General features: G+C 72.1%; 13 protein-coding genes. 6 read left to right on the top strand and 7 right to left on the bottom strand.

The features are described 5' to 3' along the window. Positions 1-55 precede the first annotated feature (55 nt). Positions 56-427 (bottom strand): MmcQ/YjbR family DNA-binding protein, encoded by a 372-nt coding sequence (locus tag IEY86_RS26640; RefSeq protein WP_189134412.1) that lies wholly within the window; start codon positions 425-427, stop codon positions 56-58. A 382-nt stretch (positions 428-809) separates the two neighbouring features. On the opposite strand from IEY86_RS26640, the gene IEY86_RS26635 reads away from it, so the two are divergent. Together IEY86_RS26635 and IEY86_RS26630 are read left to right on the top strand one after the other, a co-directional pair. After that, a complete protein-coding gene (locus IEY86_RS26635) occupies positions 810-1,523 on the top strand; it encodes a molybdopterin-dependent oxidoreductase (protein ID WP_189134411.1) in 714 nt (237 codons plus the stop codon). After that, on the top strand, positions 1,510-2,232 hold the full coding sequence (locus tag IEY86_RS26630) for a cytochrome b/b6 domain-containing protein (protein ID WP_189134410.1): 723 nt from the start codon (positions 1,510-1,512) through the stop codon (positions 2,230-2,232). The genes IEY86_RS26635 and IEY86_RS26630 overlap by 14 nt, the downstream gene beginning before the upstream one ends. Here the strand turns inward: IEY86_RS26630 and IEY86_RS26625 are convergent. Genes IEY86_RS26625 through IEY86_RS26615 form a run of 3 tightly spaced genes read right to left on the bottom strand, consistent with a single transcriptional unit; the run spans position 2,229 to position 5,136 of the window. Continuing rightward, complete coding sequence (locus IEY86_RS26625) at positions 2,229-2,879, bottom strand: alpha-ketoglutarate-dependent dioxygenase AlkB family protein (RefSeq protein WP_189134409.1); 651 nt, start codon at positions 2,877-2,879, stop codon at positions 2,229-2,231. The two genes, IEY86_RS26630 and IEY86_RS26625, sit on opposite strands and share 4 nt — an antisense overlap. Positions 2,880-2,933: 54 nt before the next feature. Then, the gene (locus tag IEY86_RS26620; RefSeq protein ID WP_189134408.1) at positions 2,934-4,196 is read right to left on the bottom strand and encodes an ATP-binding protein; all 1,263 of its coding nucleotides are present in this window, start codon (positions 4,194-4,196) and stop codon (positions 2,934-2,936) included. A 1-nt stretch (position 4,197) separates the two neighbouring features. Beyond that, positions 4,198-5,136, bottom strand: coding sequence for an ATP-grasp domain-containing protein (locus IEY86_RS26615; protein WP_189134407.1), 939 nt, complete (start codon positions 5,134-5,136; stop codon positions 4,198-4,200). 279 nt (positions 5,137-5,415) lie between these two features. Here IEY86_RS26615 and IEY86_RS26610 point away from each other — a divergent pair, with 279 nt between their 5' ends. The 3 genes from IEY86_RS26610 to IEY86_RS26600 all read left to right on the top strand — a co-directional run bounded on the left by IEY86_RS26610 (position 5,416) and on the right by IEY86_RS26600 (position 7,669). Next, positions 5,416-6,372 carry an STM4015 family protein gene (locus IEY86_RS26610; protein ID WP_189134406.1) on the top strand — a complete coding sequence of 319 codons (957 nt, stop codon included), beginning with the start codon at positions 5,416-5,418 and terminating at the stop codon, positions 6,370-6,372. Between the two features lie 126 nt (positions 6,373-6,498). Next, positions 6,499-7,317, top strand: coding sequence for a tyrosine-protein phosphatase (locus IEY86_RS26605; protein ID WP_189134405.1), 819 nt, complete (start codon positions 6,499-6,501; stop codon positions 7,315-7,317). A gap of 64 nt (positions 7,318-7,381) precedes the next feature. Then, positions 7,382-7,669, top strand: coding sequence for a YiaA/YiaB family inner membrane protein (locus IEY86_RS26600; protein ID WP_189134404.1), 288 nt, complete (start codon positions 7,382-7,384; stop codon positions 7,667-7,669). A gap of 96 nt (positions 7,670-7,765) precedes the next feature. Here the strand turns inward: IEY86_RS26600 and IEY86_RS26595 are convergent, their stop codons facing one another. Next, positions 7,766-8,056, bottom strand: coding sequence for a hypothetical protein (locus IEY86_RS26595; RefSeq protein WP_189134403.1), 291 nt, complete (start codon positions 8,054-8,056; stop codon positions 7,766-7,768). Positions 8,057-8,208: 152 nt separating this feature from the next. On the opposite strand from IEY86_RS26595, the gene IEY86_RS26590 reads away from it, so the two are divergent. Beyond that, a complete protein-coding gene (locus IEY86_RS26590; protein WP_189134402.1) occupies positions 8,209-11,208 on the top strand; it encodes a glycoside hydrolase family 2 TIM barrel-domain containing protein in 3,000 nt (999 codons plus the stop codon). A 109-nt stretch (positions 11,209-11,317) separates the two neighbouring features. Here the strand turns inward: IEY86_RS26590 and IEY86_RS26585 are convergent, their stop codons facing one another. Continuing rightward, positions 11,318-12,721 carry an aspartate aminotransferase family protein gene (locus IEY86_RS26585; protein ID WP_189134401.1) on the bottom strand — a complete coding sequence of 468 codons (1,404 nt, stop codon included), beginning with the start codon at positions 12,719-12,721 and terminating at the stop codon, positions 11,318-11,320. 8 nt (positions 12,722-12,729) lie between these two features. Beyond that, a partial coding sequence (locus tag IEY86_RS26580) for a 1-deoxy-D-xylulose-5-phosphate synthase N-terminal domain-containing protein (RefSeq protein ID WP_189134400.1) occupies positions 12,730-14,150 on the bottom strand: 1,421 nt, incomplete at its 5' end.

Genomic DNA, 14,150 nt, shown 5'->3' with positions numbered 1-14,150 from the left:
CTCCTCTTGAGCAGGTCCGGTCAAGACTGCGAGTCCGGTCACGGCTCCGGTCCGCTCAGGACCTCGGCGCTGACGGGGCCGGACCCGAAGGATGCGCCGAGGCAAGGGACTTGGGAGCGGCCTGCTGCCAGGAGTCGGCGAGTATCGCCAGCAGCTCCTCCTCGTCCTCCACGGCGGCCAGCCGCACTCTCATCCAGGCGTAGTTGTCGTCGTGGCCCTCCTTGATGAAGAACTTCTCCGGCTCCGCCGCGATCAGCTCCGCCCGGTCCTCCATCGGGCACTTGACACCCATGGACTCGTCGTCATCGGCGAGGGAGACAAAGATCTTGCCGCGCACCCGGAACGTGGGCATTCCCCAGGAGAGCTTCTCCGAGGTCTCCGGCAGGGACAGCGCGATCCTGCGGACATCGTCGGCGGCGACGGCCATTGCGGTCCTCCATGACGAGCGGGACTGACGGTAAGGACGGGACTGACGGTAGCGACGGGACTGACGGTTACGACGGGACTGACGGTAACGACGGGACTGCGGCGGGGTGAGACTTGTGGGGGCTGGTGGGGCGGAAGGCACGGGGAAATAGGGGTGGTGCCTCTTCGCCCGCGACGTTAGCGCCCACCACCGACAATCCCGCCCTGCGAGTCCCGCACTGCCAATCCCGCAGCGCCAACGCCGCACCCGCAATGCCTCCGCACCTGTGACGCCGCCCGTGCGCCGCCCCCTTCCCCCCATCACCCCTTCCTTCCCCCTTACGAAACGCTCACGGCCGCCGTCGGCGGTTCCGCCGGGCCCCTCGACGTGCTCTGATCGAGGTATGGAAGGCGACAGCAGGGGCTCACCCGTCGGCCGGCGGGTGGTGCTCGGCATGCTCGGACTCGGCGCGGCGGGCGTGGCCGGGGGCGCGTATGTGCAGAACCGGCTGGACGGTGTGCTCGCGGCCGTCAGTAGCAAGGACCCCACCGGCCTGAGCGGGTTCGTGCCCGGTGCCGGGGGCTTTCGGTACTACTCGGTGACGGGTTCCGTCCCGCACCGCGGTGAGGCCGACTACCGGCTGACCGTGGACGGCATGGTCCGCTCCCGTCTCAGCCTTCGACTGTCCGATCTGCGGGCGATGACGCAGACGAAGCTGGTGCGGGATGTGCAGTGCGTGACCGGCTGGCGGGTGCCGCACACACCGTTCTCCGGGGTGCGCCTGTCGGAGCTGCTGGACGCCGCCGGGGTCGAACGCGGCGCCAAGGCCGTGCGGTTCACCTGCTTCGACGGGGCCTACAGCGAGAGCCTGACCATGGCCCAGGCCCGCCGTGACGATGTCCTCGTGGCCATGACCATGATGGACAAGCCGATCGGCCACGCGCACGGCGGCCCGGTCCGGCTCTACGTCGCGCCCATGTACTTCTACAAGTCCGCCAAGTGGCTGTCCGGCATCAGCGTCACCGACAACGTGCGACCCGGCTACTGGGAGCGGCGGGGGTACGACGTGGACGCGTGGGTCGGCCGCTCGAACGGGCGTGGCGATGCTCCCGTCTGATGCCGTGCGCCCCGCAGCCGCGCTCGTGCGCCGGTTCACCCGCGCCGAGCGGTGGGTCCACCACGCGACGGCCGCGCTCTTCCTGGTCTGCGTGGCCACCGCGGCGGCGCTCTACCTGCCACCGCTGGCCGAGATCGTGGGGCGGCGCCACCTCGTGGTCACCGTGCACGAATGGGCGGGACTGGCCCTGCCGCTGCCCTGTCTGCTGGGCCTCGCCTCGAAGGCGTTCCGCCGGGACCTGGAGCGGCTCAACCGCTTCGGCCCGCACGACGGCGACTGGCTGCGCGCGCGTGTGCTGAGGCGACGGGCGGCCGCCGACCGGGAGCGGGCGGGCAAGTTCAACGCGGGCCAGAAGCTGTACGCCGCGTTCACCGGCGGGACGGTGCTGGTGATGCTGGGCACGGGGCTCGTGCTGTGGTTTCCGGGGCTGGTCCCGTTGCTCTGGCGCACGGGTGCCACCTTCGTCCACGACTGGCTGGCGTTTGCGGTCGCCGTGGCCATCGCCGGGCATCTGTGGATGGCGGCCAAGGACCCCCAGGCCCGCCGGGGTATGCGCACCGGCTCGGTGAGCCGCGAGTGGGCCAGGCGTGAGCACCCGCTGTGGGAGCCGGGGGCGGCCTCCGGGACGGAGGCAGGGGCTGCGACGCAGGCAGGGGCGCGACGGGGGGCGGGGCCAGGATCGGGACCGGAGTCCGGGAGCGCGCCCTAGCCCTCCAGGCCGGACACCCGCAGGGTGACATTGAGCCGTCCCTTGAGCCCGAGGGCCGGTTCGGCGGTGCCGGGCAGGACTCGGGGCACCCCGTGATAGGCGAAACGCGAGGGGCCGCCGAAGACGAACAGGTCCCCGCTGCGCAGCTCGAGGTCGGTCCAGGGGCGGCCCCGGTCCTCGGTGTTGCCGAACCGGAAGACGCAGGTGTCCCCCAGGCTCAACGACACCACGGGAGCGTCGGCGTGCTCGTCGCGGTCGCGGTGCAGGCCCATCCTGGCGCCGTCGTCGTAGAAGTTGACCAGCCCGATGTCGAACGCGTCGGTGCCGGGGCGCCCGTACGCCTCGGTGACGGCGGCGCGTCCGAGCTCACCGAGGTACGGCGGGAACGGCTTCACGGGCTCACCGTCGCCGTCGACCACCGTGCGGGCGTAGCCGTACGGGAACCAGTGCCAGCCGAGTCCGACCGAGCGCACCGACATCTCCCCGCCGCCCGGCATCCGTACCCTGCGCAGGCCGGCCGGAGGCCGCGCCCACTCCCGGCACGCCTCCAGCAGTTCGCGCTGCGCCTCCAGGTCCAGCCATCCGGGCACATGGACGGCGCCCGGAGCGACCTCGGCCCGCGGCCTGGGGAACAGCTCGGCGCTCATCCCTCCAGCGTAGGCGCGGCCACGACGCGCGACGTGCACGCGGCCGGTACCCGGCTAGGACAGGGGCTGCGGCTCGGCGATGCGGACGTGCTCGTCGAACCAGGCCCCGAGCACCCGCATCCGCTCCTCGCACTCGGTGCGGCTCGGCGCGGAGACGACGAACGACGCCATGAGGTCCGCGAAGTCCTCCGGCGGTCCCACCCGCTGCCCCGGCTCCACATGGATCCGGTAGCGCTCCACCCAGGGGAAGCCGGGATGCTCGGGCACGGAGATGACCTCGCCGGGCCGTTTCATCAGCAGGAGCCTGCCCGCCGTACCGGCCGGCTCCAACCGCTCCTCACCGATGACGGCCGGGAGCGGCAGGCCCACCTGCGCGCGCACCCAGTACTCGGAGGGGTCGAGGCCGTAGAGCGCGCGGATCACATCGCGCACGCCCCGGCCGCCCGCGCGGCTGGCGATCTCGCAGAGCAGCAACTCGTCGTCCGGGGTGTGGAAGACCTCGGCGCGGAAGGCGAAGTGGTCCGGCCCCGGGAGGGCCTGGAGGACGCGTTCGGTGAACTCCAGCAGCCGCCCTGCGAGGGGGTCCTCCGGGTCGAGGGTCACATCCAGGCGCCCTCCGCGGTCCTGCCGGTAGGTGACGAGCGCGTGGAGGTACTGCGAGGGCAGCGCGAGGACCGTGCGGTTGCCGACGACCAGTCCGTCGATGTGGCACAGCGCGCCGGGGACGTAGGCCTCCGCCAGCAGATTCGGCAGGCCGGGCCCGTAGAGGTCGAAGTCCCGGGTGAGGAAGGTCTCCAGGTCCTGCGGGGTGCGCAGGAGGCGTACCCCGACGCACTCCCCGCCGTCGCGCGGCTTGAGGACCACCGGGTAGCCGTGCCGCTGGACGAAGGAGACGACGTCGACGGCGCACTGGATGTCGGCGAAGGGGGCCACCGGCACACCGGCGTCGCGCACCAGCGACTTCATGACCAGCTTGTCGCGGAAGGGAACGGCGCTCTCCAGCCGCTGCCCGGGAAGGCCGAGCACCTCACGCAACTGGGCGGCGCGTTCCAGATCGCGCTCATGGCAGGCGATGACGCGGCTGACGCCGTACTCGCGGGCGAGCGCCAGCGCGCGGGCCTCGACCCGGCCGCTGACCTGGTAGTTGTCCAGCGCCTCGAACCGCGCGTAGCCGCTGCCGGCGGGCGGCACGTCCTCGCCGAGCCGATGCAGGTGCTCCCGGGAGGCGAGGAGCAGGAGATCGCCGTCGTAGTCGCGCAGCCAGCGGTCGTACGGAGCCGCCGCCAGGGAGCCCTGGTGCAGGATGAGGACGCTCATCTCACGCCACCATTCCGGTGACACGGCGGATCGGAAGTCCCGCCTGGGCGCGGGCGGCGGCGGCGTACACGCTCCAGCCGTGGACACCGCCGAACACCTCGTCCGCCCTGGTGTCCCGCAGTCCGCAGGCGACGGATTCCACCAGCCACTGGCCGCCCCGGCCGCGAACGGCCTCCACGAGATGCGGTGCGTTGCCCCGCGGGGAGAGCACGTCGAGCGCCGCGCGCACCAGGGCGGCCAGGTCCTCGGGCAGCGGGGCGTCGGGGCGGGCCGCCGCGACCCCGGTCCAGCCGGTGCGGCGCAGCATCCATGTGCCGTCGTCGTCGGGGACCGCGGCCACCCGGTGGCGGGGGCCCTCGAGGTAGCGCTCGGCGATCAGCGCGGGCACGGCGTCCGGGTCGTGGGACAGCCCGTCCAGGGTGAGGGCGCGCACGGCGGCCTCGTTGGTGAGCACGGCGGTCTCCGCCCAGCCCGGGGTGCGGCGTCGGCGTACGCGCAGCGGGTAGCCCCAGCGGTGGGCGTACCAGTAGAGGTCGGCCACGCGCTGGACGGGACCGGCGACGGGGGCGGGCACCCCGGCCCGCTCCAGCGCCCGCCGGGCGAGCACCAGGTCCTGGAGGACGACGGCCTGCTCGCGGGTCTGCCCGGGGATGCCGAGGTGGTCGCGCAGCGCGGCGGCCCTGACCAGGTCGTGGGAGTCGATGGCGACGAGGGAGGTGACGCGGGTGCGGTGGGCGAGGTCCAGGGCGCAGCGCTCGACCTCCGTGGAGGTGGCGTAGTCGGCGCAGGAGCGGACCTCGGCGTATCCGGCGAGGTCGCCGGGCCCCAGTTCGGCCGGGGGGCGCCCGGTGAGGAGCGCCAGATCCCCGCCGCTGTCGCCCAGCCACCGCGGGTACGGGTGGAGCGGGCCGGACGGCCGGTCCAGGATCACTGTGGTCATCTCGCCCCTCCGACCTGTGCGGCAGTGCCTGCCGGACCGGAGGTCGCCTCGCCCGTGCCCAGCTCGCTGTTCATGGCGCTGCCCCTTGATCGGTTCCGGATTCGGCCGACGCCATGTTCTTCGGCCGACGCCATGTTCTGGTGGACACCTAGAAGCGCCCCGCAGGGGTGCTCGCGCACCCCTATGCGGCGGCTACAGGGGCGGTGGCCGAGGATCGATGTCAGTGGCGGTTGATAGGAATGGGCACAAACAGATCCCGCGGCGTCAGGAGTCACCCGCATGACCGTGAACGCGCATCTCGAGGAGTTGCACTGCCTGCCCGCGTACGACTTCCCGCGGCGGGGGGAGCCGGACGAGCAGAGCACGCTTCCGGAGCCGGAGAGCGTGGCCTGGCGGCTGGCGGTGGACCCCGACGGCGGCGAGTCGTTCGAGGAGTGCTGGAAGAGATTCCTGGAGACGGTTGATCCCGCGGGTGTGCGTGCTCTGGTGATAGGCCAGTGGGGCGAGGCCGGTGACGAGGACTGCGCCCCCGTGATCGAGCTGGTGACGGCCGCGCGCGACAGGCTCACGGGGCTGGTGGCGGTCTTCCTCGGGGATCTCGTGGCGCGGGAGACGGAGATCTCCTGGATCCAGCAGGCCGATGTCACCCCCCTGCTGGAGGCCTTCCCCGCGCTGGAGGAGCTGGGGGTGCGCGGAGGGGACGGTCTGGCGTTCCCCGCCGTTCGGCACGAGCGGCTGCGCACGCTCGCCTTCGAGTCCGGCGGCCTGCCCGCGCAGGTGGTGCGGGGCGTCGCGGCGAGCGAGCTGCCCGCGCTGCGGTGGCTCGAGATGTGGCTCGGCGTCCCGGAGTACGGCGGGGACTGGACGGTCGAGGACATAGCCCCGCTGCTGGAGGCCGACCGCTTCCCGGAGCTGCGCCATCTGGGCCTGCAGAACACCGAGGTCCAGGACGAGCTGGCGGCGCGGGTGGCCAAGGCCCCGGTCGTCCCGCGGCTGACCTCCCTGAGCCTGTCGATGGGCACCCTCACCGACACGGGCGCCGAGGCCCTGCTGGAAGGCCGGTCCCTGACCCACCTCCAGCTGCTCGATCTGCACCACCACTACCTCTCGGACGCGATGACGACCCGCCTGCGCGCCGCCCTGGAGCCCCACGGCGTGGAGGTGGACCTCGACGAGCAGGAGGAGCCGGAGGAGGACAGCGAGGGGATCTGGCGCTACGCCGCCGTGACGGAGTGAGGCGGCGCGGGCACCGCGGCGAGAGCGGGCCGCCGGACCGCTCAGCGGGGGCAGGATGCGGGGTCGAGGCGCTGACGTATGGTCGAACTCGCTGAGCCGTGGTGTGCCCGAATACGAGGAGTGCCGGTGTCCCAGGAGATCTTTGAGACCGTCCCCACCGAGCCAGGCCTGGAGGGGGTGCGGAACTTCAGGGATGTGGGAGGGCTGCCCACCGCGGACGGGCGGCGGGTGCGGTCCGGGCGGCTCTTTCGCAGCGGGCATCTGGCCTTCGCCACCGAGGAGGACGCACGGTTCCTGCGGGGCCTCGGGCTGCGCTTCGTCTTCGACTTCCGCAACGACTCCGACATCGAGCTCGAGGGGCCCGACGTCGACCTGCCGGGAGTGCGGCACGTCCGGATGCCGCTGAGCGACCCGGCGCACGGCGCGGAGTTCTGGAAGACCGTGCGCGACGGCGACGTGGCGGCGCTGCGCGAGAGGCTGGGCGAGGGCCGGGCGGGGACCCGGATGCAGAAGTCGTACCGGAGGATGGTCCGCGAGCGCACGGCGGAGCACTCCCGCCTGCTGCGCACCCTCGCGGAGGAGGACGGGCTGCCCGCGCTCATGCACTGCGCGGCGGGCAAGGACCGCGCGGGCATGTCGATCGTCGTGGTGCTCCTCGCGCTCGGCGTGGAGCGGGACGCCATCGAGGCCGACTACCTGCGCAGCAACGAGGTCCGCAACCGCTACCGCCTGCGCCGGGACGACGGCAGCACCCACCGCTCGAACGGGGAGGCGCTGGAACTGCTCAGACCGCTGTTCGAGGCCAGGGTCGAGTACCTGGAGTCGGCCTACCAGTCCATCGAGGAGCACTGGGGCAGCACCGAGCGCTATCTGACCGAGGGCCTGGACTGCGGCCCGCAGCGCCGCGAGCGGCTGCGCGCGCTCCTGCTCGACGGCGAGGGATGAACCCACCCTCGGATTGAGTATCCGTACTCATGTGCGGCGAGTCTCGGCTGACGATCCTTCAGGCATGACGAATGCGACGCAGCCGCGGACCACCGCGGCCTTCCATGTGCAGGCCATCCTGTCGTTCGCCGTGTCCGGCACCGCGGTGGGGGTCGGCATCGCCTACCTGCCGGTGGGCGCCTGGGTACGCGCTTTCCTGGCGCTCGGCGTGCTCTACCTGGTGACGTCGGCGTTCACCCTCGCCAAGACCATCCGTGACAAGCAGGACGAGACACGGGTGGTCAGCCGGGTGGACCAGGCCAGACTCGACAAGCTGCTCGCCGAGCACGACCCGTTCAAGGAGCCGGTGTAGGAAGCCGGCCCCGCGACACGGCTCCCATCGCCGCGGAGCGCCGCTACACCGGCCCTGCGGAGCGGCCCCACCGCGCCGGCCCTGCGGAGCGGCCCACTACGCTGCCCCGAGGGTGATCAGGTCGTCGGCCCACAGCGCCGCGACCGTGGCCTGAAGGATCTCCCACACCGACCCGGGGGTCGCCGTGTCGGCCAGGGACAGGCTCTCGCGCGGCAGGACCACGCAGTAGGTCTCCTCGAGCCTGTCGGCGATCTGTTCCAGCCGCTCCTCGTCCAGCCCGTAGTCCAGGAGCCGGGTGCTCGGCTCCAGGCGGGACGTCGGGTCCAGCATGGGCAGGGTCGCCCTGAGCACGTCCTCGAACTTCGCGTCCCACGGTACGAGCGTCATCGCTTGTGTCCCTTCCAGGCTCGGTGGTGCGAGGGTCGGCAGGGCCTCTCGAAAAGCCCTGGAGGCGGCGTCCATCGGGCGGCGGGCACACCTGGCACGAGTGTCGCGCGGCGGGGTTGACCATCGGTCGACCCCACCCTAGGTTCGGCCGCGTGGCCGTTCCCGCACCGTACATCGAGGACATCGCCCCCCACTCAGGACTGAAGGCGCCACGCGCCGCGTTCGCCTCGAACGCCCCCGCAGTGCTCCTCGACGGAGTGTGGCGGTTCCGCCTCAGCCCGACCGCGGCCGACGCGGAGGAGGCCGACCGGGGCTTCGAGAAGGACGGCTACGACGATGCCGAATGGGACCGGCTGCCCGTTCCGGCCCACTGGCAGATGCACGGGCACGGCGCCCCCGCGTACACCAATGTGCGCTTCCCCTTCCCCGTCGACCCGCCGCACGTACCGGACGAGAACCCCACCGGCGACTACCGGCACGCCTTCGAGCTGCCCGCCGACTGGCCGCAGGGCGCGGCGGTCCTGCGCTTCGACGGTGTCGACTCGTGCTTCCGGGTCTGGCTGAACGGCCATGAGCTCGGCCACGCCAAGGGCTCCCGGCTGCCCGCCGAGTTCGACGTCGCCGCCGCCCTGCGCCCCGGCCGCAATGTCCTCGCCGTCCGCGTCCACCAGTGGTCCAGCGCGAGCTACATCGAGGACCAGGACATGTGGTGGCTGTCCGGCATCTTCCGGAGCGTGACACTGCTGTCGCGCCCGGCCGGCGGCCTGGACGACTTCTTCGTGCACGCGGACTACGACCATCTCACCGGCTCCGGCACCCTGCGCGTCGACGCCCCCGAGGGCACGGTGCTGAGCGTCCCCGAGCTCGGACTGGAGGCCGTCGACGCGGCGGGTCCCCATGTCCTGGAGAGCGTCGAGCCGTGGTCGGCCGAACTCCCCCGCTGTTACGACGCCGAGCTGGTGCGCGGCCCGGAGCGGGTGCGGCTGCGCCTCGGCTTCCGCACGGTCCGGATCGAGGACGGGCAGCTGAAGGTCAACGGGCGCCGGATCCTCCTGCGCGGGGTCAACCGCCACGAGTGGCACCCCGAGCACGGCCGGGCCGTCCCCCTCGCCACGATGCGCGAGGACCTGCTGATGATGAAGCGGCACAACATCAACGCCGTCCGCACCAGCCACTACCCGCCCCACCCGGACTTCCTCGGGCTCTGCGACGAGCTGGGGCTGTGGGTCGTGGACGAGTGCGACCTCGAGACCCATGGGTTCACCGTCGTGGGCTGGCGCGGCAACCCTTCGGACGACCCCCGCTGGACCGATGCCTTCACCGACCGGATGCGCCGCATGGTCGAGCGGGACAAGAACCACCCCGCCGTCATCATGTGGTCGCTCGGCAACGAGGCGGGCAAGGGCGGCAATCTGCGGGTCATGGCCGAGTGGGCGAAGGGCCGCGACCCCGGTCGGCCGCTGCACTACGAGGGCGACTGGGACAGCTCCTACGTGGACGTCTACTCACGGATGTACGCCTCCCACGAGGAGGTCGACGCCATCGGCCGCCGCGAGGAGCCCGTCACCGAGGACCCGGCCGCCGACGAGCACCGTCGCTCACTGCCGTTCGTGCTGTGCGAGTACGCGCACGCCATGGGCGCGGGGCCGGGCGGCCTCACCGAGTACCAGGAGCTGTTCGAGAGGTACGAGCGGTGCCAGGGCGGCTTCGTGTGGGAGTGGATCGACCACGGCATCCACCGCACCGCGCCGGACGGCAGCCACTGGTACGCCTACGGGGGCGACTTCGGCGAAGTGGTCCACGACGGCAACTTCATCGCCGACGGGCTCGTCCTCCCCGACCGCACGGCCTCCCCCGGGCTGATCGAGTTCAAGAAGGTCGTCGAGCCGGTCAGGATCGCCCCGGACCCCGAGGACGGGACTGTCCGCGTCACCAACCTCCATGACTTCCGGGACACGGCGCACCTGGTCTACCCATGGGCCGTGGTCGTGGACAGCGGCGCCCTGGAGACCGAGGACCGGGCCGGCCACGGCGGCAAGCCCGGCCCCGAGCCCTCGGACGGCTTCCTCGGCGTACCCGTGCTCGCTCCCGGCGAATCGGCGGTGGTGCCGCTGCCCAAGACGGCCACCGGGCCGGGCGAGACCTGGTTCACCGCCCGGGCGGTGCTGCGCGAGGACCAGCCCTGGGCCGAGGCGGGCCATGAGATCGCCTGGGGACAGGCGCGGCTCTCGGCGCTGGACTCGTCGGTCGGCTCAGTGGGGGACTCGCGGGGGGACTCGTCGGTGGACTCGGCCCCGGACCGCAGTGCCCGGCGCGCCCTCGCGCGGCCGCGCGACGGCGACGACGGCACCCTGCGGATCGGTCCCGGCGTCTTCCATGCCCGCACCGGAGCCCTGCTGCGGATCGGCGGCGTGGAGGTGGAGGGCCCGCGGCTGGACCTGTGGCGGGCGCCCACGGACAACGACCGCGGCCACCACGGCCTCAGCGAGGACCTCGGATGGCGCGTCGTGGGACTGGACCGCCTGCGCCACCGTGTCGTCTCCGTCGACAGGAGCGACGACGCCATGGTCGTGCGCACCCGGGTGGCCCCTCCCGCCCATGACCACCACTACCTCGTGTCCTACCAGTGGACCGGGGACGAGGAGCGTCTGCACCTGGAGCTGAGCGCCGAACCGGTCGGCGAGTGGTCGCGGACCCTCCCCCGCTTCGGGGTGCGGCTGGCCCTGCCCGAGCGGTTCGGCACCGTGGAGTGGTTCGGGGACGGCCCCGGCGAGGCCTACCGGGATGCGGGCCGCGCGGCCAGGGTGGGCCTGCACCGGCTGAGTGTGGACCGGATGCAGACCCCGTACGTCTTCCCGCAGGAGAACGGCAACCGCACCCGGGTGCGGTGGGCTCGTCTGACGGCGCCCGACAGGAGCGGGCTACGGGTCGACGGCGGCCCCCTGTTCGACCTGGCGGTGCGCCGCTGGACGAGCGAGGACCTGGAGGCTGCCGCCCATACGCATGAACTGCGCCGACGCGACCGGGTCTACGTCAATCTCGACCTGGCGCACCAGGGGATCGGCTCCGCGTCATGCGGACCCGGTGTCCTTCCGCAGCACCGGCTGGTTCCCCGACCCGAGATGTTCCGGCTGTCGTTCAGCGCGCGGTGAAGGCGCCGTGCGGCCGTCGGCGGCCTCATTGCTCCGGCCCGGCGCTCGCTCGAGCCCCGGGGTCCCCGCCCGACCGCCCCCGAACCGGAGACGGCAGCCAGCCGCACGACTACTTGCTGCCCACCGCCTGTTTGATCAGCGTCCGGCCGAAGTCCCACATCAGACCGCTGCCGCGATGGGCGTCGTCCATCACATCGGTGAACGCCTCGACGAACCGGTCCACTTCCCGCTCCCCGATGATCAGCGGCGGGATCAGCTTGATCACCTCGAGATGGTCGCCCGAGACCTGGGTGAGGATGCGATGGCGCTGGAAGAGCGGGACCACGACCATCTGGGCGAACAGGCCCTTGCGTGCCGCCTGGAGCATCGTCCAGCCTCCACGCAGCTTCAGTGACTTCGGCCGCCCGAACTCGATGCCGATCATCAGCCCCCGCCCCCGCACATCGTGCAGGAGCTCGTACCGGTCCACCAGCGCGGCCAGCCGTGTCCTCAGCAGGTCACCGGTCACGCGGGCGTTGGCGACGGTCCGCTCGTCCTCCATGACCGCCAGGGTCGCCAGTCCCGCGGCCATCGCCTGTGCGTTGGACCCGAAGCTGGCCGAGTGGACGAGGACACGGTCCATCGAGGAGTAGACCTTCTCGAAGATCCACCCCTTGGCGAGGGTGGCGCCGACCGGCACATAGCCTCCGGACAGCGCCTTGGCGACCGCGACGATGTCCGGCTCCACGCCGTCCTCGTGCTGATAGGCGTAGAAGTCGCCGGTGCGGCCGAGCCCGGTCTGCACCTCGTCGGCGATCAGCAGGGCCTTGTGCCTGCGCAGGAGCTCCTGGGCGGCCCGCAGGTAGCCGGGCGGGGCGGCGTGCACCCCCTTGCCCTGGATGGGCTCGAGGATGAACGCCGCGACATCGCCCTTGCGCAGCTCCCGCTCCAGGGCGTCGAGGTCGCCCAGCGGGACCGCGGAGTCGGGCAGCAGAGGATCGAACCCCTTGCGGAAGCCGTCCTCGCCGTTGACCGACAGCGATCCCGCGGTCAGACCGTGGAACGCGTGGTCGCAGTAGAGGATCCGGCGCCGCCCGGTGGCGTACCGGGCGAACTTCAGCGCGCTCTCGACCGCCTCCGTCCCACTGTTGCAGAAGAACACCCGCTCCAGATGCGGGCTGTGCGCGAGCAGCCGCTCGCCCAGCAGTCCGGGCAGGGGCGGGCAGTCGAAGCGGGTCAGGTCGGCCAGCCCCGCGTCGATGACGTCGTGCAGCGCCTTGCGTACCACCGGGTGGTGGCGGCCGAGGCCGAAGACGCCGAACCCCGCGAGCATGTCGAGGTAGTCATGGCCGTCCTCGTCCCAGAAATAGGCCCCCTCGGCCCGCTCGTAGACCTTGTCGAAGCCGATGGTGTGCAGCATCCGCGGCAACTGGTGGTTCAGATGCCGGGCGTGCAGGGCGTAGCGCTCCCCCGCACGCTCGACCAGCAGCCTGCCCAGGTCGAAGCCCTTCTCGGGGCCGGCGTCGGATGTCACGTCTGACCTCACTCCTCTTGTGCTGCGCCCAGCTTGGCCACGAGCGCTCCTACGGCGCGGGCGATGTCCGGTGCGGTCAGGCCCGCCTCGGCCAGGACCTCCTTGCGGGAGGCGTGGTCGAGGAAGCGCGGAGGGATGCCGAAGTCACGCAGGGGGACGTCGACTCCGGCGTCGCGCAGGGCCTGGGCCACGGCGGAGCCGACACCGCCCACGCGCCCGTTGTCCTCGACGGTGACCACGACCCGGTGCTCGCTCGCCAGCGCGGGCAGTGCCTCGTCGACCGGCTTGACCCACCGGGGGTCGACGACGGTGGTGGAGATCCCCTGCGCGTCGAGCAGTTCGGCGGTCTCCAGGCACATGGGGGCGAGCGCGCCCACCGACACGAGCAGCACATCGGTCCGCTCCGCCCCGCTCTCGCGGATGACGTCCATACCGCCGATCCGCCGCGAAGCGGGCACATGGGGCCCCACGGACTCCTTGGGGAAGCGCACCACGGTGGGCGCGTCGTCCACCGCGAGGGCCTCGCGCAGTTGGAGGCGCAGCTGGTCGGCGTCGCGGGGGGCGGCCAGCCGAAGCCCGGGGACGACCTGGAGGACCGACATGTCCCACATGCCGTTGTGCGAGGCGCCGTCCGACCCGGTGATACCCGCCCGGTCCAGGACGAAGGTCACCCCGCACTTGTGCAGGGCGACATCCATCAGGACCTGGTCGAAGGCGCGGTTGAGGAAGGTGGCGTAGACCGCGACCACGGGGTGCAGCCCCCCGGTGGCCAGTCCCGCCGCGGAGACGGCCGCGTGCTGCTCGGCGATCCCGACGTCGTACACCCTCGACGGGTACGCCTTGGCGAACTTCCCCAGCCCCACCGGCTGGAGCATGGCGGCCGTGATGGCGACGACGTCCTCGCGCTCGGCGCCGACGCGCACCATCTCGTCACCGAACACCGATGTCCACGAGGGGCCCGACGACGCCCTCGGCTTGAAGGTGACCGGGTCCACCTGGCCCACCGCGTGGAAGCGGTCGGCCTCGTCCCGTTCGGCGGCGTCGCAGCCGCGGCCCTTGACCGTGCGGACGTGCACGAGCACCGGGCCGTGGAACCGCTTGGCGCGGCGCAGCGCCGACTCGACGGCCTCCACGTCGTGGCCGTCGATGGGCCCGACGTATTTGAGGCCCAGGTCCTCGAACATGCCCTGGGGTGCGAACGCGTCCTTGAAGCCCTTCTTCGCCCCGTGCAGGGACTCGTACAGCGGGCGGCCGATGACGGGGGTGCGCTCGAGGATCTCCTTGCCGCGCTGGAGGAACCGCTCATAGCCGTCCGTGGTGCGCAACGTGGCCAGGTGGTTGGCCAGCCCGCCGATGGTGGGCGCGTAGGACCGCTCGTTGTCGTTGACCACGATCACCAGCGGCCGGTCCTTGGCCGCCGCGATGTTGT

It is taken from the genome of Wenjunlia tyrosinilytica (genome assembly GCF_014646055.1).
Lineage (GTDB): Bacteria > Actinomycetota > Actinomycetes > Streptomycetales > Streptomycetaceae > Wenjunlia > Wenjunlia tyrosinilytica.
This window is presented reverse-complemented; position numbering and strand designations above follow the sequence as displayed.

Coding starts and splice junctions, on each gene's coding strand:
- IEY86_RS26640 (WP_189134412.1), bottom strand. CDS start 427: ATGGCCGTCGCCGCCGACGATGTCCGCAGGATCGCGCTGTCCCTGCCG.
- IEY86_RS26635 (WP_189134411.1), top strand. CDS start 810: ATGGAAGGCGACAGCAGGGGCTCACCCGTCGGCCGGCGGGTGGTGCTC.
- IEY86_RS26630 (WP_189134410.1), top strand. CDS start 1,510: ATGCTCCCGTCTGATGCCGTGCGCCCCGCAGCCGCGCTCGTGCGCCGG.
- IEY86_RS26625 (WP_189134409.1), bottom strand. CDS start 2,879: ATGAGCGCCGAGCTGTTCCCCAGGCCGCGGGCCGAGGTCGCTCCGGGC.
- IEY86_RS26620 (WP_189134408.1), bottom strand. CDS start 4,196: ATGAGCGTCCTCATCCTGCACCAGGGCTCCCTGGCGGCGGCTCCGTAC.
- IEY86_RS26615 (WP_189134407.1), bottom strand. CDS start 5,136: ATGACCACAGTGATCCTGGACCGGCCGTCCGGCCCGCTCCACCCGTAC.
- IEY86_RS26610 (WP_189134406.1), top strand. CDS start 5,416: ATGACCGTGAACGCGCATCTCGAGGAGTTGCACTGCCTGCCCGCGTAC.
- IEY86_RS26600 (WP_189134404.1), top strand. CDS start 7,382: ATGACGAATGCGACGCAGCCGCGGACCACCGCGGCCTTCCATGTGCAG.
- IEY86_RS26595 (WP_189134403.1), bottom strand. CDS start 8,056: ATGACGCTCGTACCGTGGGACGCGAAGTTCGAGGACGTGCTCAGGGCG.